This is a genomic window from Chryseobacterium sp. JM1 (genome assembly GCF_000737715.1).
Taxonomy (GTDB): Bacteria; Bacteroidota; Bacteroidia; order Flavobacteriales; family Weeksellaceae; genus Chryseobacterium.
The window spans coordinates 63,704-86,423 of the sequence record NZ_JPRN01000006.1 but is presented as its reverse complement, the minus strand read 5'-3'; the positions used below and the strand labels follow the sequence as shown (position 1 = coordinate 86,423).

The following is a 22,720-nucleotide window of genomic DNA, read 5'->3' as shown; positions in this document are numbered from 1 at the left end:
TATGCCTTTACAACAAAGGGCTTTCCTAAAAAAGCCCCTGCTGATCAATCAAACGTATCGGGACTTAGTTTTTAATAATTTTCTTAGAAAAAACCTGTCCGTTCTTTAACTTTAATTCTACAATATAAATTCCATTCGGAAGTCCGTTCATATTGATCTGGTTATTGGAAAACTGGATATTATTCAGTTTCTGTCCTACCATATTGATGACACTGACACTTTCGATCAGTGCATCTGCTTTGATATTAAGAACACCGTTCGTAGGGTTTGGATAAAATCCTACTGCCGATGTATTTTTGATGATATCTGATGTTCCTAAAGCCGAACCCGTCTTGATGCATCTTACCGCAGATCCCTGTCCTCTCATCGCTCCTGAAGAAGGATTCGCAATAGTAGCCCCTATGTATAGGTATTTTCCACCTGAGTTGGACGTGTCAGAGCTCCAGAAATATCCTCTTTGTCCTGCGAATGTAAGGGCTCCGTTGGAAGAGCTTCTGTATCCTGAGGCAGGCAGCTTCAGATAACTGTTGTAGGCTGTTCCCGGATTTGCGATATGATCGGACTCTACAGCCGCTGCCCATTCAGCCTGAGAAGGCATTTTCCAACCTGGTCCTACAGCCATACAGGGATCTGCTCCTACGTTGACAGATACATTCGCCGCATTGGAAGCGGTCCATTTGTCGGTAGCGGCAAAAGTACTCCACCATGAAGGTGATCCGATGATGAAAGCACCAGAACCAGCCAGTCCGTCCGGTGAATTCGGTGTTGTAGGCGCTGCCGTAGCCGAATTTCTCAGCTGGTGGCCATCATCCCATCTTCCCCACTGGAAAAGATCTCCGTACGATGCTTCATCCCCTAATGAAGATGCTACCTGGGAACTTCCAAGGTTTTGCTGCATCCAGATGTTTCCCTCGGCTCCTCTTACCGTTGAATACGTTACCGTTTGTCCACGGTAAGTAAAAGTTACACAGCCTGTATCTCCTGCATTGCTTCCAGGATCTGTATTGGTACATCCCGGAGGCGTTCCGTTCAGTGGAATTCTTTTCACTTTGGTACCATCCTCGGAATAAGCAAGGACTAAGTAATTATTCGCCTTGTCAATTGCAAGGTCATTATATTTAGCTTCTCCTGTGGAAATAAAATCTCCACCGTAGGTTACCCAATTCTGCGCAGCAGTATCGAATTTATAAACTGTATTTCTTAATAAGTCGTTGTCCTCAAAACGGCTGGCCACTACAAATGGCTCTCCGGATGCCGTCACTGTAATCGCTACATGCTGTACTCTGCCATTAGAAAAATCAGCCTGACCAAGCTGTATCCATGCATTTCCGTTAAATTTCTTAACGTTAAGTTTCTGACCGTTTGCTGAACTGGCAACATATGCTACATAAAGATTGTTGTTACCATCTATCGCAATATCAGAAGTGTATTGTTCAGAAGAAGAAGCCGCATCTACGATCGTTCCTCCCACCAGTGTCCATGTATCTGTAGCTACCGCTGATGTGCTGTTCTCATATACTCTTACACCCGATGCGATGTTGCATGTATAAATTTTCTGATTGGATCCGATCACCATTTCTGCAAATGATGCTCCGTTTGAAAAACCTGTATTTCCTACCTGCTCCCAGGCTCCGTTTGCATAACGCTGCACAGTTCCTGAGTTCTGTCCCCCGAATGTAAACAGCACATTAGATGGAGAAACCGCAGAAGCATGATAGTTGGCAGCAGATTCCGTAGCTTTTGGAAGCTGTGTCCATGAAGTTCCGTTAAACTGACGGACTGCAATTCCGGATCCCGGATATCCTACCTGATTGGTGTAAAAAATATTTCCTAAACCGTCAAGAGATAATGAATTAAAGGTTGCTGTACCTTCTGTAATTCCTGCTGTTCCGCCTACATAAGACCATGAAGTCCCGTTGAATTTCTGCACAGAACCTTTAGCCACTGAAGTATCATAATAAGAAAGATAATAGTTTCCAGCCTGATCTACTGCCAGATTGTTATAACTGCTTCCACCCGCTGAAACTCCCTGCACGCCTCCTACATCCTCCCATTGCTGGGCATATAGATAACTTCCTGCGATGGTTAGCAAGGCCAAACCAGCTCCTATTTTACGGATCGCAAAATGTAAATTTTGAAACATATCTAATATTATTTTTAATTATTCTAAATTTAATTTAATTTTGCACAAAATTACTTTACATTCTTAACCCTGAGTTATCATTTCCAAACTTTTTGTTATCTGATGTAAGGCTTTTGTTTCAAATTGTACCATGCCCGTAAAATCATTTCCTATGAAGAATCTCTCCAGGAGTGGACTGTTATTCAGTTCAGACAACATCAAGATCGTCATGCAGGAAGACCCACAGCCTGAAAAGTTTTCAAGATTGCATATGATTGAAAGCAGGGCAAGCTTCAGCCTGCTTTTTCTGCTGAGCCCGAACATTAAACTGGAAGCCAATGACTGTGAGACCAAATTTCTATTCAGGAAAAACCAGTATATCCTTCATTATTCATCCCAGGAAAGTACCGCAGAGCTTTGGACAGAAAGCCAGGAAGCCTTAAAATATTTTCAGATTCAGATTAATTATCAATATATTTTTAACCTCATCGATCCGGAATCTAGCAAGGAAAATGCAGATATTCTCGAAAACATGATCCGGAACAATTATATTTTTCTTCATCAAAGAACGCCGCCTTATATGACTGTGGAAATGCATATGATTCTGAACGAGCTGATCAGTTATTCAAAAAAAGGAATGGTGCAGCGGTTATTTGTCGAAGCCAAGATCATTAAACTTCTGATTTTAATTTTTGAACAGTTCAATGAAAAAAACACCATACAAACAGAGCCTGGAACTTCTTTTGTGATTAAAAAATTCATTGATGAAAATTATCACAAGAATATCCGTGCGGAAGATATCGGGAAGCTTACGGGAATCAATCAGAATAAGATCAGGAAGGAATTTAAGGCGCAATATCAGATGACGGTTTCCGATTATATTTCAGAACTGAGAATGCTGAAAGCAAAGAAAATGATCATCGACAAAGGTATTATGATCAAAGAAATTGCTATTGAATGCGGATATGAATATGTTCAGAACTTTACCCGGGCATTCAAAAAGAAATTCGGGGTTTCTCCGGAAAAACTGAGAAACGGATACTAAACAGAAAAACCGCCTAAAAAATTAAGCGGTTTATATATGTTGTTTTGCTTTGATATTACTTTTTCAGAATTAAGGTGAAAAAGCAATGACAGTCAATTAATGATGATGTCCGTGATCGTGTAGGAAAGGTCCGTTTCCTTTAGGATTGCTGAAGACTACTTCTACGCCTTCCTGCTCATTAAGCTCTTTTCTTCTGATATCTTCCGGATCAAAAGGTTTTACTTTTCCGAAATATTCTTTCAGACCTTCAGTTAACCACATTGGGATTACCAAACCGAAGAACATGAAGATACACCAGAACCCTACTAAGAACATAATTATAAAGAATACAGTCCATAGGAACTGGTAGAACGGCCAAAATGCTGATAAAATCGTTATCATTCTCTTAAAGATTTTAGGCAAAAATAGGACTTTTTTGCGTTGTACACAAAACATACAAGCCCTATTTTCTAATTTATTTTGATTTTAAACTAATTAATGGGCAAGATCCGCGAAGAAGTCGTTGCCTTTATCGTCCGTAATGATGAACGCCGGGAAGTCTTTTACTTCGATCTTTCTTACTGCTTCCATCCCTAATTCAGGGAAGTCTACGATATCTACAGACACAATATTGTCTTTGGCCAAAATTGCTGCCGGTCCGCCGATAGATCCCAGATAGAAGCCTCCGTATTTACCGCAAGCCGTGGTCACATCTTTACTTCTGTTTCCTTTGGCCAACATAATCATGCTTCCACCGTGGCTCTGGAATTCATCTACATAGACATCCATTCTTCCGGCAGTGGTAGGCCCAAAACTTCCTGAAGCCATTCCTTCCGGTGTTTTCGCAGGTCCTGCGTAGTAGATCGGGTGATTTTTGAAATATTCAGGCATCGGTTGTCCGCTGTCGATGATCTCTTTGATTTTTGCGTGGGCAATATCTCTGGCAACGATCAGCGTTCCGTTTAATTTTAATCTTGTTTTGATAGGATATTTAGACAGCTCGGCCAGTATCTCAGGCATTGGCTTGTTCAGATTGATTTCAACAGCTTCCTCCAGGTGTGGTGGCGTATCCGGTAAGAATCTCTTTGGATTTTCTTCCAGCTGCTCAAGGAAAATACCTTCTTTTGTGATTTTCCCTTTGATATTTCTATCTGCAGAACACGAAACTCCCATTCCTACAGGACAGGAAGCAGCATGACGCGGAAGTCTGATCACTCTTACATCGTGGGTAAGGTATTTCCCTCCAAACTGCGCTCCGATAGCACTTTCCTGGCAGATTTTCTGAACTTTAGCTTCCCATTCAAGGTCTCTGAAAGCCTGTCCGCCTTCATTTCCTTCTGTCGGAAGGTTGTCGTAATATTTTGCAGACGCTTTTTTCACAGCAGCAAGATTGGCTTCAGCAGAAGTTCCCCCGATCACAAGAGCCAGGTGATAAGGCGGGCATGCAGCGGTTCCAAGGTCTGAAATTCTTTCTTTTACAAATGCTTCAAGAGACTTTTCATTCAATAATGATTTTGTCTTTTGGTATAAGAATGTTTTGTTGGCAGATCCTCCTCCTTTCGTTAAAAACAAAAATTCGTAATAATCTCCTTTTTTAGCATAAATATCAATCTGTGCCGGAAGATTAGAACCTGAATTTTTTTCGTCAAACATCGTCAAAGGTACCACCTGAGAATATCTTAGGTTTCTTTTCTGATAGGTATTGTAAATTCCTTTGCTCAGGTATTCTCCGTCATCCACTCCGGTGTAAACACTTTCTCCTTTTTTACCCATGACAATGGCCGTACCTGTGTCCTGGCAAGAAGGAAGAGCTCCTTCCACCGCCACAGCAGCATTCTGCAAGAGATTGTAAGCAACGAATCTGTCGTTATCTGTAGCTTCCGGATCATCGATGATTTTTCGGAGACTTTCAAGGTGAGAAGAACGAAGCATGAAAGAAACATCGGCCATGGCTTCTTCGGCCAAAAGCTCCAGTCCCTTCGGATCAATGGTTAAGATCTCTCTTTCTCCTAATTGTTCAACCTTTACATAGTCTGATGTCAATTTTTTATACACCGTATCATCTTTCTGGATCGGATACGGATCCTGATATCTAAAATCCATTCAATTTTTGTTTGTGCAAAAATACGTCATCCTTAAAAAAACATGAGTAAAATCACTCATCCATATTGATATTTATAATGGTTATAAATTGCGGGATTCTGCGTTTATGATTAACTTTATAAAAATTTCAATCACAATGAATTACAGAATCGAAAAGGATACTATGGGAGAGGTTCAGGTGCCTGCTGACAAGTTTTGGGGAGCACAGACTGAACGTTCAAGAAACAATTTTAAGATTGGACCTGAGGGTTCTATGCCTCACGAAATCATTGAAGCTTTTGCATTTTTAAAGAAGGCAGCTGCTTATACCAATACGGATCTTGGTGTTCTTCCCGCAGAAAAAAGAGATATGATCGCTAAAGTATGTGACGAAATCCTTGAAGGAAAACTTAACGACCAGTTTCCTCTGGTAATCTGGCAGACGGGTTCAGGGACACAGTCCAATATGAATATCAATGAAGTGGTTTCCAACAGAGCTCATGTGAACAATGGCGGAACTTTAGGCGATAAATCTGAAATTCATCCGAATGATGATGTGAACAAATCCCAGTCTTCCAATGATACTTACCCAACGGCGATGCATATTGCTGCGTACAAAAAAGTGGTTGAAGTAACAATTCCGGCTGTTGAAAAATTAAAAAACACGATTGCTGCAAAGGCAGAAGCATTTAAAGATATTGTAAAAATCGGGAGAACACACCTTATGGATGCCACTCCTCTTACCCTTGGGCAGGAATTTTCAGGCTACAAAGCTCAGCTTGAATATGGTCTGAAAGCGTTGAAAAATACCCTTCCTCACCTTTCTGAACTTGCTTTGGGCGGAACTGCCGTAGGTACAGGACTGAATACACCCAATGGTTATGATGTAAAAGTAGCTGAATATATTGCGAAGTTTACGAACCATCCATTTGTTACGGCAGAAAATAAATTTGAAGCTCTGGCTGCTCACGATGCTATTGTGGAATCTCACGGTGCTTTAAAACAACTGGCTGTTTCTTTATTCAAAATAGCTCAGGATATCAGATTGCTGGCTTCAGGACCACGTTCGGGAATCGGGGAAATTCATATTCCTGAAAATGAGCCGGGATCTTCTATTATGCCAGGGAAAGTAAATCCTACGCAGAATGAAGCAATGACAATGGTTTGCGCTCAGGTTCTTGGAAATGATACGACGATCTCTTTTGCAGGTACTCAGGGGAATTACGAGCTTAATGTGTTCAAACCTGTAATGGCATACAACTTCCTTCAGTCTGCTCAGTTAATCGCGGATGCATGTATTTCATTCAATGATCACTGTGCGGAAGGTATTGAACCGAATCATGAGAGAATTAAAGAATTGGTAGACAAATCATTAATGCTTGTTACTGCTTTAAACACGCACATCGGTTACGAAAATGCAGCGAAGATTGCAAAAACAGCCCACAAAAACGGAACGACTCTAAAAGAAGAAGCGGTAGGCCTTGGCTTTTTAACAGCTGAGCAGTTTGACGAATGGGTGAAGCCGGAAGATATGGTGGGAAGCCTTAAATAGATAAAGGTTTGGGAGATGGAAGATGGAGGCTGGAAGTTACTGTTCGGCATTAATTTTTTAAGAAATCACTTAAAATACATTAAGTGTCATTTAAGAATTAATAAAAATTCACTGTAGTATGTCTTAGAGCCTTAAGCTTCCTGACATTCAAATAGATTAAATACTAGAAAAAACCTCAGAAATTCTGAGGTTTTTATTTTTATTAAAATGTTGAATTACAATTTCTTATCAAAATACATTGTGCTATTTAATTTTTTCCTATATTAGTGATATACAAAACTATTCTTATGAAAAATTTAAAAAAACTAAACAGAAATCTCTTAAAAGAATTTCTAGGAGGACACACCTGTCCGGGTACTACGATTCATTTACAATATAACGGGTATCATGTCTGCTGCATCAGAATGCCTCCCGGCGGTAATCCATGTAAAGGGACGTTATGCCTTATTGAGGAAGGAACGTGTTCAGGAGATCCTATGTAAAATAAAACTTTAATTAAACTATTTCCCATGAAAAACCTGAAAAAATTCAACAGAGCCAGCCTGAAAGACGTATTCGGAGGGGCTGTTGTTCCACGCTGCCCACCGAACTGGTATCTTGTCCAATACAACGGTTATTACGCATGCTGTAGCGTTCCTACAGACAATCCCTGCCAGGGAATGTGTATGGTGCATGTTGATATGTGTGCTACACCGATCGAGGAAGATCCTATTTAAAATAATTGATGGAAAGGCCGGAAACAAGTTCCGGCCTTTTTATTTATCCTGAAAATTCATCCAGCATATTTCTGGTAGGAACAAAGAAAAGCGTTCCGGTAACTGCTGTACTGAAATCTAAAATTCTGTCGTAATTGCCCGGCGGATCTCCGATGAACATATTCGTCAGCATTTTCTTCGTTGTGCTGAATGTACTGGCATAAGCTATGAAATACGTTCCGAACTCATTGGAAGAAGGACTTCCAAACGGCATATTGTCTCTTACAATCTTAAGCTCTTCACCATTATCCCCTTCAATATTAGCCAAAGCAATATGGGAATTGGATGGTTTTACGGAATCAGACATTTCTATATCATTCTCTTTTGATCTTCCAATTACTTTTTCCTGCTCTTCTTTGGAAAGCCTTTTCCAGGCATCCATATTGTGAAGATATTTCTGAACAAATAAGTAGCTGCCGCCTTTATACTGAAGATCTTCATCGCCAATTTTCGCAAAATAATCGCGGTCTTCTCCATGCGGATTTTCGGTTCCGTCTACAAAACCGAGAATGGAACGGGCATCCCAATATTTGAATCCATGGATTTCAAGAATACTTTCGGCAACGGAGCTCAAAAGTTTTGAGATCTCTATCGCCATATCGAAAATAAGGCTTTTATTATCTGCTCTCAGGTGAAAATGAAGATCTCCGGGTGTAGAAACAGCCGTATGTTTTACTCCTTTAATTTCTTCAAAACTGATCAGTTCTTTCGGTAACGGTGTCGGAAGTTCCAGTTTTTTCCAGGCATCAGCACCAATTCCCATTACGCAGCTTACTCTACTGTCCGGAAACCTGTTGAAAGCCGAATTATTAAGATTGAGGACCAAAGCACAAAGCTGCTGGAAAACATCTTTCAGCTGCGGGCTTTCATTCAGTTTCCACACCATAAAAATAGTGTTGCTGTTGGGATAGTCTGTGACGTTTTGGGATTCTATACTCATTATTTTTATATCAGTTAAACTTCTGCCGGCATAGAAACCTGATCTGCAAAATACTGCTCCAGATCCTTCAATGTTTCCGGATTGGTCTTGATGTCTTTCACAAGCTGTCCTTTATTCACTACGACAATTCTGTTGCATACTTCGGTTGTATGGGAAAGGTCATGGCTAGAGATCAGAAAAGTAACCCCGTCCTGCTTTGAAAGTTCTTTAATTAAATTTTTAAGTTTAATCTGGGTTGATGGATCCAGATTCGCAAAAGGTTCATCTAAGATAATGATTTCCGGATTTCCGATGACAGCTCCGATGATTCCTACCTTTTTCTGGTTTCCTTTTGATAAGTCACGGACATATTTTCCAGAATTAAGAATTTCTCCATTGAAAAAATCATGGAAAGGTTTTAAAAATTCGTCTACAGAAGCTTTATTCTGACCTCTCAATTCGCCGATGAAATAGAAATATTCTTCAGGCGTCAGATAGCCGATCAGGAAAGTATCATCTACAAAAGCAGACACTTTGTTTTTCCAGGCTTCAGATTCATTGACTTTAATATCCTCGATGCTTACAAAGCCTGTCGTAGGCTGGATCAGGTCAAGCATAAGACTAAAAAGCGTGGTTTTCCCGGCTCCATTATTCCCTACCAGCCCAAAAGTTTCACCGTTAGGAATTTCAAGATGCTCAATATTAAGAACTGTCGCAGTTCCGTAGGTCTTGGATAAGTTATTGATGGTAATCATAATTTAGTCTTTGTTTTTAAATGCGTCCAGCGTACTGTATTTTTCGCGTTTGTATTGTTTAACGATGATATCGAATATTTTTTCTCTCAGCATAAATCCTACAAGTCCCAGAATTCCAATGCTTACAACGCCTGCAGTGATTCCGAAGAAATATTTTGACAGAGCAAAAACACCCATTGGGAGTAACATTTTCGGGATTAGAAGAAGCATGGATTTCAGATTAAAACTGTTTTTCTGTCCTATCCTTTTTTCTTTTGAATTAAGATCGATCTGCGTTTTATTATACGCACCAGACCAAAGGGTAAGTTGGGAATTCACCCCGATATTATAAATCCCTGCCGCAAAAAATGTGATATAGAGCTCCCACCCGAAATAGGCATAAAATAACGCAATGATAATTGAAGCTGCTGTCATGATGTTGATCAGCCACCATTTTGCTTTGAGATATTCTTTGTAAGGAACATTCAGGGTCATCATTAATGGGTAATAAGAACTGTCGAACGAAGGAACTCTCTGCCCGAAAAGAAACTGAAAACCTCCGGTCACAAACAGCCCCATAAACATCATCATGGCCGGCGTTTTGTAAATTGTAGAAGAGAACATCAGCAATCCGTAGAAAAGGAAGAAAAAACTTCCAATCAGAATTCCTTTGGTGACTTTATTCCGTCTCAGCATTTTGATATCATTGTTGATAAATGTTCCGATGACACCGTATTTATTTAAGAAGGCGATATTTTCGGTTTTCCCAAACTGCTTCTTCGCTTCGAGTCCCTGATCCAGATAGAATTCTTTGCGAACGTAGCTGAAACAGATTCGCCATAAGCCGAAAAACAGGACAATTGGAATTATAATCCAGTAAGGAGTCTGGTAGAAACTATAAATAAATTTCTCAGAGTAAGAAAGTACCGGCACAATATTGTAATAGCAAAGCGCACCCACTCCGGCAAATATACAGCCTATGACAACGGCAATCGTTTCTTTATCATTGAACAGGATATTGATAAAATTATTCAAATAAAATAAAAAGGAAATTCCGATGAACCAGGTTAAAATACCTACAATACTGTATCCATTGAACATCGCAATGATTGAGAATGTAATGAAAAATAGGGAATTCAGCCAGCTCAATGCGGAAAGAAAGGTTTTCACGAGCATATAATTGACCAATGTATTTTTAGGAATATTCTGGGTCAGGAAAGGCTTGATATTCTGGGTAGACATTTCCTGCCAGATGTACTTGAGGATCAAGTCTACAGCCCATGCTATCACTAAAAATTTTGAAACGACTTTTAAAGGATCCTGATGCATTTCGTCCCGTACGTAGAAGAACGCCGCAAAAGCACCTCCTGCCAGACAGGCCATAAAATAAAGGATTCCTATAAAACGAAGGATTTTCATGGCCAGATTCACGCCTACAGAAGTACCGCGGAAAAAGCTCTTGATTTCCAGTCTGAGGAACTTTAGAAACATATGTTAGTTTTTTTATATTAGTAAATATAAAGTAAAATATGTTACAGTTTTTTAGCCAATCAATTCTTTTGCCTGTGCCAGTGCAGCCTCAGTAATTTTGCTTCCGGACAGAAGCTGGGCGATTTCATTCAGTTTTTCTTCGTCGTTCAAAGGAATGATGGTAGATTGTGTTTTGCCGGAAATATCACGTTTTACAACTTTATAATTGTCATTTCCTTTCGCTGCAACCTGTGCGAGATGGGAAATAACGATAAGCTGCATATCCGCAGACATTTCTCTCATCAGGTTTCCTATTTCTTCGGCTACTTTCCCTGAAACCCCGGTATCAATTTCATCCAGAATCAGGGTTGGAAGTTCATCACTTTCTGCAATGATCTTTTTCACCGCAAGCATTACCCTGGATCTTTCACCACCGGAAATAGCGGTCTGAATTGGTTTTAAAGGAAAACCTGAATTGGCCTGGAAGAGTAACTGTATGTTTTCTTTTCCAAATGCATTAAACTCAGCTGTATCCTGAAGTTCAATATCTACGGTTGCTTTTTCAAGACCTAGTTTTTTCAGAAGCCCTTCTGCTTTTTTGATGAAGACAGGAACGGATTTTTTTCTGTTTTTCGACAGCTTTTCAGCAAGAGCCTGAAGCGTTTTTTCTTTTTTGGAAATATTTTCTTCAATCTCCGCAATATGATCTTCGAGTTCCGAAGCTCCTTTCTGCTCACCTGCCAGCTGATCTCTGAGCGCTTTCAGTTCATCCAGATCAGAAACACTATGCTTCAGAAATAAAGCATTGATTTTATTATTAAGCTCAACAAGGATCGCGAGATTGGCTGGATTGATCTCTATTCTTTCCGATTCATTTTCAAGTTCGGAAATGATGTCTTTCAGTTCTACAAAAGAGGTTTCCAGTCTTTCATCAAGTTCTGAAAAGCCATTGGATACTTCTGCAATTCTGGAAAGTTTATGTTTAGCTTCGTTAAAAAACGACAGAATTCCTACTTCTTCCTGGTGAAATCTAGAAAGGATCTGTACAAGATTTTCGGAGATCATCTCTGCATTTTCCTGAATAGATAACTGATTCTGAAGGTCTTCATAATCTACATCATCCAGTTTCAGTTCTTCCAGTTCGTTCAGAAGAAAATCTTTGTAATCACTTTCTTTCCTGTTTTCAGAAAGCTGGGTCTGAAGTTTTTTAAGCTGTATTTTTAAACTCTGATAGTCTGAAAATTCATTCTGATAGTCTTCAATGCCCTTTTTGTTTTCAGAAAGTCCGTCAATAATTTTGAACTGATATTCTGAAGTAAAAAGGTTCGAAGTTTCAAACTGGGAATGAATATCGATCAGTTTTGAAGACAGTTCTTTAAGTACATCAAGGGTCACCGGCACATCATTGATGAACGCTCTGGATTTTCCCGAAGGAAGAATTTCCCTTCTGATGATGGTGTTATGCTCATAGTCCAGATCATTTTCGATAAAGAATTTTTTGAACTGGTTATTGAGATCAAATTCGGTCTCTACAATGCTTTTCTCTTCCGATTTGGAAATAGATTTTACTTCTGCCCTTTCGCCAAGGATCAGCCTTAAGGCCCCTAAAATAATGGATTTACCAGCTCCGGTCTCCCCGGTAATTACCTGCAGACCGTTATTCAGTGATACTTCAAGGGTATCAATCAGGGCAAAATTTTTAATGTAAATTCTCGAAAGCATGGATTAGCTGATTACTTTAAGTAATGCAAATATAGAATTTAGTATTCGGTATTCAATGGCTAAAGACGGCAGATTTTATTTCCACTTGCTCCATTTATTCTCAGAATATTTGGGCGTAAAGATCATCATCAGCTGCTTAAGGTCATTCATGACAAGCCCTCCATTGTTTCCTGAATTGAAAACATTGAAAATTTCGTCACTTTTATTATCTAAGAAAAGATTGAAATAATAAGACTGCTGGAATGAGTTTTCATACATTTTCAGCTGCATCAGTGCATCAAAGATCACTTTTTTTGCGGCCGTCTGATCCTGATTGAACAGATTATCCAAACCTGCCCTGTGATAGGTATACATCGTAGATCTTAATTGGCTCCAATTCGGATTAATGATCTCATTGATCAGTATGGTACGGCTTCGCGGCTCATTGATGACATTCCATCCTTCATAGTTTCTGTTCTGCGAATTTTGGGCAATCTGCTGCGCTTTTGAGAACCATTGTGTTCCTCCCATAGACTGGAAGCTGTCTGCATCATACCCTAAGATGACGTAAACATAAAAACTGATCACATCGATCAGGTTTTTTCCAGAAAACTGTCTTTCATTAAACACAAGGTTTTCATTTTCCACATATTCAAATGCAAATCTCTGGTCCTGAAGGTTGACTAACGGTGACTCGTAACTTGTATTGTACACCGGACGCACAGCCTGGATCACAATGCTTCCTTTAAAACGGTTTCCATCTCTTTCAGCAACTACGACTGCAAAATTACATTTGATCTTCTCGAAATTCTGAAGTTTTTTCCCCGTCCAACTGGTATTGTTGATAAAGTCTCTAAGACTTTTCTCCAGTGCTTTATAGGCCTGCTGGTTACTTCCTCCCAGCTGTTGGGAGTTGATCTGTACTGTTGCAAGCAGTTCCTGGGAAAAACTCAGATTATATATAAAAAGCAGCAAGAATAGGCTTATGATTTTTTTCATTATCTATTAAAAATTGAGAACGGAAATTTATTAAAATTATTTTAAAATCTGAGACTCAACAAAATCCAGAATATCTTTAGCCACTTCATCTTTGGATTTCAGATCGAATTCCTGTTTTCCTGCTTTGGTCAATATCTTGATTTTATTGGTGTCGTTTTTAAAGCCTGCGCCTTCATCACGAAGGGAGTTCAGGACGATCATGTCAAGGTTTTTCTTTTCCAGCTTTCCTTTCGCATTTTCTTCTTCATTCTGGGTTTCCAGGGCAAATCCTACCAGAAACTGATGGGTTTTCTTTTCGCCCATGGTTTTAAGAATGTCCGGATTTTTCACCAGTTCGATGGTTAAATTATCATCATTCTTTTTAATTTTCTCCTTCGCCACCTCTTTTGGAGCGTAATCTGCTACAGCAGCACTCGCAATACCAATATCCACGCGGTCATAAAATTCAAAAACTTTATTCAGCATCTCTTTAGCAGAGGTTATTTTATGAAGTTCAATATTCTTATCCTCAGTTGTCTGAGAGCTTGGCCCGGAGATCAGGATCACTTTGGCTCCTCTCTTTGAAGCTTCTTCCGCAAGAGAGAACCCCATTTTCCCGGAGGAATGATTCCCGATAAATCTTACAGGATCAATGGCTTCATAAGTAGGGCCGGCGGTAATCAGCACTGTTTTTCCTTCAAGGCTTTTGCTGTGATTTTGAGAAGCAAAGAATTGGTCAACGGTTTTGAAAATCGTCTCCGGTTCTGCCATCCTTCCCTGCCCGATCAGGCCACTGGCCAGCTCACCACTTTCTGCAGGAATGATAAAATGTCCGTAATCTTCCGCCATTTCAAGATTCTGCTTGGTGGAAGGATGCGCATACATATCAAGATCCATGGCTGGAGCAATAAATATGGGGCATTTCGCCGACATATAGGTGGCAATCACCAGATTATCACACATTCCGTGGATCATCTTGGCTAATGTATTGGCCGTGCATGGCGCAACGATAATGACATCTGCCCAAAGGGCCATTTCCACATGACTGTTCCAGGTACCGTTATCACTGTAAAAATCTGAATATACAGGTTTTTTTGAAAGCGTTGAAAGACTTAGTTTCGTTACAAACTGTTCTGCATCGGGCGTCATAATCACCTGAACTTCGGCACCTTTTTTCACAAAATCCCGGATCAGGAAATGAATTTTATAGGCCGCAATTCCTCCAGAAACAGCGATAAGTATCTTTTTACCGGAAACACTCATTTAGTTTTAATTTTTGAAATACTAAATTACTTATTTTTTCGCACAAAGACGGGTACAAACAGACAAAGGTCATAAAAGAATTGAATTCCCTTATGACCTTCATATGTTTAAAAACAAAAACAATTATTTTCTGTCTTCTGTCTTTCTGAAATAGATATCTTCATTCAGCCATTCTTCGATAGCAATAGAAGTAGGCTTAGGAAGTTTTTCGTAATGTTTAGAGATTTCGATCTGCTCTCTGTTTTCGAAAACTTCTTCCAATGTAGAATTGTGCACAGCAAACTCGTCTAGTTTATTGTGAAGCTCCGTACGGATCTCCGCGTTGATCTGCTCTGCTCTCTTTCCCATGATAACAATAGCTTCATAGATTGAACCTACTTTATCTTCAATCTTGTCTTTATCGTAAGTAATAGTATTTACTTCTGCTTTTGTATCTTTTACACTCATTTTGAGAAAATTATTTTATTTTAAGATGGCAAATTTACGAATTATCTTTGGATTTTGAAAGTGGCTGCCGGAGGAGGGGTACTAAGTGCCGCACTGTCCCTCTGGATCTGCATTGCCTTCTTTTCGTTGCTGATCTGATCTTTGATCTGCTGCTCCGTTTTATTTTTTTCAGCCGTCTTTTCAGCCTCTTTTTTCTGTCTTGCCGTTAATGCTGCAATTCTTGCATCAGTTTGTTTTTTTACAACTGCAAAGTTGGTTTTTTCTTTTTCCAGTTTTTCTCTCAGATCCAATGCTGTTTTGGAATATTCTGTGTTCGGAAGTTCTTTTTCTACGAGTTTGGTGTAAGCCAAAGCACTTTCTAAACGTTCCCCTTTAAGTTCATAAACTGATTTTGAAGCCAGTTCGTAACGGGATTTCATGATAAAGTCATAAATCTTTGGACGAAGTTTTGTACTTGGAAAATCTTCCAATACGTTTTCTAAAGCCACGTTAGCCGCTTTATACTCACCCATTTTGAAATACTGTCTTGCATTTTCGTATGCTTTGAATTCTAATTTATAAGACAGTTCATCCACCAGCTGGCTGATATTTTTAGATCGCTCAGAATTTGGATAATTCGTCAGGAAGTCCTGAAGCTCATTGATCGCTGTTTCTGTAGTAGACTGGTCCAAGTTATAATCCATAGAACCTTCGTAGTAGCATAATGCAGACATATATGCAGCTTCTTCAGCTCTTGGGTCTTTCGGGAAGTTTACGGCAAAGTTTTTAAACTGATGTCCTGCCAGTTTATAGCTTTTGTCATAATAATTGGCATAAGCAGTATTAAAACCTACGTTTGGAAAGTCATCTGTTCCCGCTACCAGGTTAGTCAACCTGTCATAGAGAGCCAATGCATTTTTCCAATTCTTTTTGGCGAAATTTTCATTCGCTGCTTTTAAGATAACGTTCTTGTCAGCACTCTTCATTGCCCTTTCCTGCTGGCTTACGCATGAAGAAACAACTGCTACAGCAAAAAGACCTAAAATATATTTTTTCATATAAAAAATTCAACAGTTTTCGGATTCTACAGCCGATTTACTAATTTGCAAAAATATAACTTTTTTGTCAATAGATTTTTTTTTATGAATATTTAACGTAAATTTAGTCTGCAGCGTATCCCAAAATAGCAAAAACACTGAGTAAAAGATTCATTCTTACTTTTTTCTCCGCTTCTTTTGTATAAGCTTCCTCATTTTTACTAGGAACATACAGTTCGTAGAAATTTTTATTCCGGATGACAAATAATGTAGAACCAATGATCATCGTCAGGATATCTTCAGGTTTGGGAGTAAAGGTAAATACGCCTGAAGCCACCCCTTTTTTAATGACATCGTCCAGCTTTTTTACAAACAGCTGATAGAAGTCTAGCAGCTCGTCTTTTAAGTTTTCGGTATGTCTGAGTTCCTGGGTAACGAATCCGTGGAAATAATTGTATTTGAATAATTGGGAAACAATATATTTAATGATCTCTCTCAACTGCATTTCAGGCTTGCCGTCCTTGATGGTATCTGCAAATTCTGAAAAGTTCTCTCTGGTCTTCAGCACCCGGTACTGATAGAGGTAAGACATCATTTTTTCTTTGGAACCAAAGTAATAGGAAATCATGGCCACATTGATATTGGCCTTGGAACAGATATCTCTTACAGAAGTTCCCTCATACCCTTTTTTGGCAATAAGTTCCTCTGCAATGTCCAGGATATGGATCTGTTTTTCCGTAAATTTTTTTCTCATGAAGTGCACTTTGAGTAAAGTTAAGAAATTTTTAACACAATTATAAACGTTCGTTTAATAATTTTAAATTAATTTTCTGAATAATCGTACTTTTGTTAATGGATTTTTTTGATTTTCACCACCATAAGAAGAATACGCTCTATGGGATTTACAATATAGACTTCGGAACTGTTCCCCCGGAATCTCCTTATTCTATAGGCATACATCCTAAAGATATCACCGTGGATTCTGTGGAGGAACAGTTCAGCTGGCTGGAATCAAATATCACTGAAAACTGCCTTGCCATCGGAGAATGCGGGCTAGACTCCATGGTTCCTATTCCACAAAAGATTCAGGAACAGATTTTTTTAAGACAGATGCTTATTTCCAACGAGATCAAAAAACCACTGATTATACACTGTGTAAGAAAATTTTACGAGGTGATTTCTTTTAAAAAGAAAGCCAGACAGGCCGTTATTATTCATGGTTTTAACAAAAAGGAACGCATTGCGGAGGACCTGCTGAAAAATAATTTTTATTTGAGTTTTGGAAAAGCTGTTTTGTATCATTTATCTTTGCAGGAAATTGTAAGGAATACTCCCCTGGACAAAATGTTTTTAGAAACTGATAATGAATGCTTTAATATTGAAGAATTGTATTCAAAAGTTTCGGAGTTAAAGGGAATTTCTTTGGAACAACTGAACGAACAGATTTTAGAAAATTTAGACACGATAAAGAATGGATAAGTACTGGCTGGAGAGAACGGAGCTCCTAATGAAAGAAGAAGGACTGGAAAAGCTTAATAAGGCCAATGTCCTGGTTATAGGTTTAGGAGGCGTAGGTTCTTTTGCTGCAGAATTTTTGGCCAGAGCAGGTGTGGGACATATGACGATTGTAGACGGCGATACCGTAGACATCACGAATATCAACAGACAGCTTCCGGCATTGCGCTCGACAGTAGGACAGCATAAGGTAGAAGTCGTGGCAGAAAGACTATTGGACATCAATCCGGATCTTAAATTAATCAAAATCAATGAATTCCTGAATCCGGAAAGAATGGATGAAGTGCTTGATTCTGATAAGTTTAATTATATTTTAGACTGTATTGACAGCATTACGCCAAAACTGTTTTTAATTAAAGCCGCCAAAAGAAGGAAAATAAAACTGGTGAGTTCTATGGGTGCCGGCGGAAAAACAGATCCAAGCAAGGTCATGGTAAGAGACATCAGCAAAACGCAGAACTGTTTCCTTGCCAGACAAATCAGAAAAAGACTTAAAAAAGAAAATATCAATAAAGGTTTCAGGTGTGTTTTCTCCAATGAACTTCAACAGGAGGAAAGTCTGAAACTAACGGACGGGGCCAACTATAAAAGGTCTTTCTACGGCACTATCAGCTATATTCCTGCAATTTTCGGATTGTATGCAGCGGCTGAAGTGATTAATTATTTAGTGAAACAGGATTAATGAACTACACCTACTCCAGAGAAGAAAAACTCAAGAAAAACACTGAGATTGCTTTACTTTTTGACAAAGGTAAATGGAGGACCTGTGGAAACCTAAGGATTATCATTCTGAAAGATAAACCTAACCTGCAGGTAGACAGCCATAAATTTGGAGTTTCTGTTTCTAAAAGGTATTTTAAGAAAGCGGTGCACAGAAATCGTGTCAAAAGGCTTTTAAGAGAATGTTACCGTCTGAATAAAGATTTATTTAAAGAAGCTTTCGGAGAAAAAACGATGGCGATGATGTTTTGGGTTTCACCTGAAATGCCGGCTAAGTTTCAGGATGTGGAGGAGCAGTTTATTAAGCTGTGCAAGATGCAGAAGAGATCTTGATAATTTTATAATGTAACAATGGAGCAGTGTAACAGTTTACCAATGAAATAATGCGTAAAATGGCTGTTTACTTAGTTGCTTTTTTATTTTTTCTTACTGATCAGACGGATTTTCACAGATGAGAGAGGGGAATCAATGTTTCTTCATCTAATAAATCGACACCTTTTTTCCGTCGCGATGCACGAAATTTTATAAAGAAATTCGGGTATTTATATCTTAAAAAGATGATATTGGTTTAAATTTTTATAAAAGCTTGCTTAGTTTATGTAATTTAGGGAAAACAATAAATCTGAAAATTAAAATGTTAGATCATATTCCCTACCTTTCTTACATCCTCAGTGCCTTTATCGGTATCGGGCTGGCAGCGGCCACCGGCTTCAGAGTTTTTCTGCCGATGTTTGCGGTAAGTCTTGCTTCTTATTTTCACTGGATCCCGATGAATGAGCATTTTGAATGGCTTTCCGGGCTTCCTGCACTTATTACCACCGGTATTGCGACTATCGCTGAGATATTAGCGTATTACATCCCTTTTGTCGATCATTTGCTGGATACCATTTCGGTGCCGCTGGCTACTGTAGCAGGCTCTGTTTTATTTGCCAGCCAGTTTGCAGATCTGGGAACTTTTCCACAGTGGGGCCTTGCACTGATTGCCGGGGGAGGAACTGCAGCTACGATAAGTTCGGGTTTTGCAGGGATTCGGGCGGCTTCTACCGCTACAACGGGTGGTTTGGGGAATTCGGTGGTGGGAACTACTGAAACAGCCGGAGCGGGCATCATGTCTGTTCTGGCGATGGCTGCACCGGTGATTGCGGCTTTGTTTGCTGTTATTCTGATTATTCTTGTGGTAATTTTCGGCCGGAAAATATGGCGGAAATTCCGGAAAAAGAATGTGGAACCGCTTTAATTCTTACACGGAAGATTCGCTTTGGGGCTATCTTTGAGAATGATTGAACGGACTCTTTCTGTATTTTCTCTGGATTTAAGAAGGCAGTAGAATTTAAATACTTTTGTTAAAAGACCGATATCATTGTTGGGAATAAGGGCCTCAAATTTTTTCAGACTTTCTACAGCTTCTTTATTTTTTTTAAGCTGCTCATAATTGAACACACTTAGCAATAGTAATTTTGTCCTGTCTGTAGGAGCAAGTGTCTCTTTTCCATTATCATCCTCAATGGTTTCAAAAGCTTTTTCGGGATCTATTCCAGCTGTGAGCTGTACTGTTTTATGGGTTTCCTCAAGAGCTTTTTGATTCTGTCCGGTCGCCATAAGAGACTGGATTTTAATATTTTTATAGGTCAATATCTCAAAATCAGCCAATTCTGTATTCTTCTCCGCTAAGTTGATCGTATTGAGAGTCTCTGCATATTTTTTCTTGGCAAAAAGAAGTTGGGCTTTATTGAAAAGAGCCAGGCTGTTTTGAGGATCTGATGCCAGAATTTTGTTATTGATTTTTAAAGCATCTTCACTCTTTCCGGACGATGTAAGGTCAGCTGCTTTATTCAGCTGAATATCTCTATTTTCGGCAGCAGTGGTGTTTCCTGAAAGGTATTTGATTATCAAAGATTTAAACTCCTGTGACATGGCCTGATAATACTCAAGATACTTAACATCATAGAAAGAATTGGGTTTTCCGTCTGATTCAAGAAATTTTTCGAAATTATGGGTAATCAGTTCTACCTGAAACGCTCCTTTCACATAATGTATAGTAGCTGCGCAGGAGAAATTATAATTCCTGTCTTTTGTTTTATTTATTTTTTGAAAAATGACTACCGATTCTATTTTTTCAAATGAAGTAAAGGAAGAGGAGGATTCATTCCAGTCTTTATTTTTAAACAGTGCTGCCCTTGGAATTTCAAGGAGTCTCGTGATCACGGTTTCTTCCTTAAGGTTCTTTGCAGGAACTGTAAATTCATGAGTCAAAGTAGCTACAGGAAATACTTCGCCCGGATTTACCTGTGCCGAAGCAAAGGATAAACAAGCAAACAGAAAAATACAGACTAAGCGCGCCATCATTTATTTTCCGCTTTTGATGATATTCACCTCTTCGATTCTGCTGTCGAAATAAGCAACTCTTTCAGGATATTTTTTCTTTAAAATCCCAAAGGCTTTAATGGCTTTTGAATACAGTTTTTGTTCCAGATACAGATTAGCCAGTGTTTCTGTCATCAGGTGAGAAATATCGTCGTTCTTTTCTCTGACAACATAGGTGCTTTCGTCTCTTAACTGACTGATCTTAGGATTGTTTTCGATAAAGGCTTCAATAACCTTTTCCTGGATAGGGATTACTTCTTCTACCTCTTCTTTCTGTACAACAACCTCTTCTTCTGCCGGCCTGTCTATTTTAAGCCAGCTCTGCCATGTATTGATAAAACCGGGAACATTGCTGTCAGACGGTGTCTGTGCAGTATTTTGAGCTTTAACTTCCTGAACAGGCTCATCTGCCTGTATGTTTTCTTTTTCTCTTTTTTCTACGGATAAACTTGAGATATCTGAACCGAAGAAAGAAACATTCATCACGGGAGCTTCTTCTCCTTTAGGTGTTTTTGTTTCAGTAACTTCTTCAGAGGCTTTACCATCTGTATGCTGTTCTTCTGCCGTTTCAGGCGTTTCTTCTGCGACAGGTGCAACTTGCTGTTCTGAAACTTTTTCAGCTTCTTTTTGAGGCTCTTCGGTCATTTCTGCAGCAACTTCTTCCTGCTTTTCTTCTACAACAGGGATGTTTTCCTGTTTTGGAGCTTCAGTTTTAGGAGCGGGAACTGTTTGTTCTTTGGAGATCATAGAATCCGGTACATTAGATTCCAAGCTCATAGGTTTCCATGCGGAGACTTCTTGTGCGACGATCTTCTGTTCCTCCGGTTTTTCTACTATTACTTCCGGTTCTTCGTTTTGTATAGGTTGTTCTGTGGTCTCTTCCTCTTTTTCAGGAGCAGATTCCTCAGTCGTTTTCGGTTCTTCTTTTTCAGTGGACCAGAAGTGGAAATTTTGGGTCTCGGCAAAACTGATTTCGTGGTCGGCAGTTTCAGGTTCCTCATTGTCAACCTTTGGAGCTGACTGAGCTTCTTTCATTTTCTTTTCTACCTCTTCGATCAGACGTCTCATTTCTTCCTCATGCTTATTAACATTCGGTTTAGAGACTTCCGGAGCTACCGCTTCATCATCACTGTTTGCCTGAATTTTAACATCCGGCAGGAATTCATCCATTCCATGGAAACTGATTTCCGCATGTGGTTCGTCTGTATTTTCAACTTCAGTTATAACTTCAGAGTTCTCCTCTGCTTCAATGGCTACCGGTTCTTCAACAGTTTCTTTCTGTTCTTCTGCCTCCTCAGTAACTTCTGTTTCCGGTACGATTGCTTCTACTTCGTGGAAGCTTACTTCTTCCTCATTATCGATTTCCTGTTCCTCAGCCGGTTCATCGATTTGATCTTCATCAACAATCAATTCAGGAGTGAATTCTACTCCGGCTTCTGAATCTTCTGACGGTTCATTATTTTCTGCTCCTACTTCCTGTACAGATTCTTCTTTAAGATCTTCTGTAACAGGTTCTGTTTTTTGAGTCACAATTACCCCTGATTCCAGTGTGGATTCAAGATCTATAACTTCGGAATGGGTTTCATCCAGGAAGTTTTCTTCTCCTTCAAAAAGAATTCTGTTTCTCTCCCCATTCACATGGATATGTTTGATTTCCTGAGCAGGCGGTATCATAGATGCTGCTGCCTCATACTGATCCTGCTTTTTATCGGTAGGCTCTTCTCTTTTTATAGGGAAAGCTTTGTCTTTGTAGGAATATTTCACAGCCTTTTCTGTTGTTTTGGAAGGCTGTTTTTCTTCTGCCGTTTCTGGCTTCGGTTCGCGCTGAATCTTCCCGTTGATCAGCTGATAAAGAAGTTTTTTGTCGGTGGTATAGGCCGCCGTTGTAGAAAGTTCTTTCTGATAGTTTTCTTTATCATAAAGGTGTACCCCAAACAAATGAAGTGCCCTGATGTTCTGGACATAAGGAAAAGCATGGATTTCTTCTTTCAAAAGACCGAGATCTTCTGACTGAATATTTTTGGGGTTCTTTAATAATTCTAAAACTCTGGGATTCAT

The 22,720-nt window shown here is 39.3% G+C and carries 22 protein-coding genes; 8 read left to right on the top strand and 14 right to left on the bottom strand.

The window, feature by feature from the left end; all coding sequences use genetic code 11:
• Positions 1–64: 64 nt before the first annotated feature.
• A complete protein-coding gene (locus IW22_RS12175; protein ID WP_034726882.1) occupies positions 65–2,143 on the bottom strand; it encodes a T9SS type A sorting domain-containing protein in 2,079 nt (692 codons plus the stop codon).
• A gap of 151 nt (positions 2,144–2,294) precedes the next feature.
• On the opposite strand from IW22_RS12175, the gene IW22_RS12170 reads away from it, so the two are divergent.
• Complete coding sequence (locus tag IW22_RS12170) at positions 2,295–3,167, top strand: helix-turn-helix domain-containing protein (RefSeq protein ID WP_165571886.1); 873 nt, start codon at positions 2,295–2,297, stop codon at positions 3,165–3,167.
• A 96-nt stretch (positions 3,168–3,263) separates the two neighbouring features.
• Here the strand turns inward: IW22_RS12170 and IW22_RS12165 are convergent, their stop codons facing one another.
• A complete protein-coding gene (locus IW22_RS12165; RefSeq protein ID WP_175548930.1) occupies positions 3,264–3,548 on the bottom strand; it encodes a hypothetical protein in 285 nt (94 codons plus the stop codon).
• Positions 3,549–3,641: 93 nt separating this feature from the next.
• Complete coding sequence (locus IW22_RS12160) at positions 3,642–5,249, bottom strand: fumarate hydratase (protein ID WP_034726880.1); 1,608 nt, start codon at positions 5,247–5,249, stop codon at positions 3,642–3,644.
• Between the two features lie 136 nt (positions 5,250–5,385).
• On the opposite strand from IW22_RS12160, the gene fumC reads away from it, so the two are divergent.
• The 3 genes from fumC (at position 5,386) to IW22_RS12150 (ending at position 7,496) form a co-directional block, all read left to right on the top strand.
• Positions 5,386–6,780 carry a class II fumarate hydratase gene (gene fumC, locus IW22_RS12155; RefSeq protein WP_034726879.1) on the top strand — a complete coding sequence of 465 codons (1,395 nt, stop codon included), beginning with the start codon at positions 5,386–5,388 and terminating at the stop codon, positions 6,778–6,780.
• A 287-nt stretch (positions 6,781–7,067) separates the two neighbouring features.
• Positions 7,068–7,262: a hypothetical protein gene (locus IW22_RS24015; RefSeq protein ID WP_228384039.1), complete on the top strand. Its 195-nt coding sequence runs from the start codon at positions 7,068–7,070 to the stop codon at positions 7,260–7,262.
• Positions 7,263–7,289: 27 nt separating this feature from the next.
• Positions 7,290–7,496, top strand: coding sequence for a hypothetical protein (locus IW22_RS12150; protein WP_034726878.1), 207 nt, complete (start codon positions 7,290–7,292; stop codon positions 7,494–7,496).
• Positions 7,497–7,539: 43 nt separating this feature from the next.
• Here IW22_RS12150 and IW22_RS12145 read toward each other — a convergent pair whose 3' ends face one another.
• The 9 genes from IW22_RS12145 to IW22_RS12105 all read right to left on the bottom strand — a co-directional run bounded on the left by IW22_RS12145 (position 7,540) and on the right by IW22_RS12105 (position 16,817).
• Positions 7,540–8,475, bottom strand: a complete 936-nt coding sequence (locus IW22_RS12145; protein WP_034726877.1) for a Dyp-type peroxidase — start codon at positions 8,473–8,475, stop codon at positions 7,540–7,542.
• Between the two features lie 14 nt (positions 8,476–8,489).
• Positions 8,490–9,209: an ABC transporter ATP-binding protein gene (locus tag IW22_RS12140; RefSeq protein ID WP_034726876.1), complete on the bottom strand. Its 720-nt coding sequence runs from the start codon at positions 9,207–9,209 to the stop codon at positions 8,490–8,492.
• 3 nt (positions 9,210–9,212) lie between these two features.
• The gene (locus IW22_RS12135) at positions 9,213–10,679 is read right to left on the bottom strand and encodes a DUF5687 family protein (RefSeq protein ID WP_034726875.1); all 1,467 of its coding nucleotides are present in this window, start codon (positions 10,677–10,679) and stop codon (positions 9,213–9,215) included.
• A gap of 51 nt (positions 10,680–10,730) precedes the next feature.
• A complete protein-coding gene (locus IW22_RS12130) occupies positions 10,731–12,380 on the bottom strand; it encodes a DNA repair protein RecN (RefSeq protein WP_034726874.1) in 1,650 nt (549 codons plus the stop codon).
• Positions 12,381–12,455: 75 nt separating this feature from the next.
• The gene (locus tag IW22_RS12125) at positions 12,456–13,358 is read right to left on the bottom strand and encodes a DUF4835 family protein (protein WP_034726873.1); all 903 of its coding nucleotides are present in this window, start codon (positions 13,356–13,358) and stop codon (positions 12,456–12,458) included.
• Positions 13,359–13,394: 36 nt separating this feature from the next.
• Entirely contained in the window at positions 13,395–14,600 is a 1,206-nt protein-coding gene (gene coaBC / locus IW22_RS12120; protein WP_034726872.1) for a bifunctional phosphopantothenoylcysteine decarboxylase/phosphopantothenate--cysteine ligase CoaBC, read from the bottom strand.
• 123 nt (positions 14,601–14,723) lie between these two features.
• On the bottom strand, positions 14,724–15,047 hold the full coding sequence (locus tag IW22_RS12115) for a DNA-directed RNA polymerase subunit omega (RefSeq protein WP_027372958.1): 324 nt from the start codon (positions 15,045–15,047) through the stop codon (positions 14,724–14,726).
• Between the two features lie 41 nt (positions 15,048–15,088).
• Complete coding sequence (locus IW22_RS12110) at positions 15,089–16,084, bottom strand: outer membrane protein assembly factor BamD (protein ID WP_034726871.1); 996 nt, start codon at positions 16,082–16,084, stop codon at positions 15,089–15,091.
• 103 nt (positions 16,085–16,187) lie between these two features.
• A complete protein-coding gene (locus tag IW22_RS12105; protein ID WP_034726870.1) occupies positions 16,188–16,817 on the bottom strand; it encodes a TetR/AcrR family transcriptional regulator in 630 nt (209 codons plus the stop codon).
• Between the two features lie 98 nt (positions 16,818–16,915).
• On the opposite strand from IW22_RS12105, the gene IW22_RS12100 reads away from it, so the two are divergent.
• The 4 genes from IW22_RS12100 to IW22_RS12085 all read left to right on the top strand — a co-directional run bounded on the left by IW22_RS12100 (position 16,916) and on the right by IW22_RS12085 (position 19,535).
• Positions 16,916–17,542: a TatD family hydrolase gene (locus IW22_RS12100; protein ID WP_034726869.1), complete on the top strand. Its 627-nt coding sequence runs from the start codon at positions 16,916–16,918 to the stop codon at positions 17,540–17,542.
• Positions 17,535–18,260, top strand: coding sequence for a ThiF family adenylyltransferase (locus IW22_RS12095; protein WP_034726868.1), 726 nt, complete (start codon positions 17,535–17,537; stop codon positions 18,258–18,260). The genes IW22_RS12100 and IW22_RS12095 overlap by 8 nt, the downstream gene beginning before the upstream one ends.
• Positions 18,260–18,631, top strand: a complete 372-nt coding sequence (rnpA, locus tag IW22_RS12090; RefSeq protein WP_034726867.1) for a ribonuclease P protein component — start codon at positions 18,260–18,262, stop codon at positions 18,629–18,631. Before IW22_RS12095 ends, rnpA begins: the two co-directional genes overlap by 1 nt.
• A gap of 301 nt (positions 18,632–18,932) precedes the next feature.
• Positions 18,933–19,535: a DUF4126 domain-containing protein gene (locus tag IW22_RS12085; RefSeq protein ID WP_034726866.1), complete on the top strand. Its 603-nt coding sequence runs from the start codon at positions 18,933–18,935 to the stop codon at positions 19,533–19,535.
• On the opposite strand, the gene IW22_RS12080 is transcribed toward IW22_RS12085, so the two are convergent.
• Both IW22_RS12080 and IW22_RS12075 read right to left on the bottom strand, forming a co-directional pair.
• Positions 19,532–20,644 carry a tetratricopeptide repeat protein gene (locus tag IW22_RS12080; RefSeq protein WP_034726865.1) on the bottom strand — a complete coding sequence of 371 codons (1,113 nt, stop codon included), beginning with the start codon at positions 20,642–20,644 and terminating at the stop codon, positions 19,532–19,534. The two genes, IW22_RS12085 and IW22_RS12080, sit on opposite strands and share 4 nt — an antisense overlap.
• Positions 20,645–22,720 (bottom strand): hypothetical protein, encoded by a 2,076-nt coding sequence (locus IW22_RS12075; RefSeq protein ID WP_034726864.1) that lies wholly within the window; start codon positions 22,718–22,720, stop codon positions 20,645–20,647. It abuts the gene before it with no gap.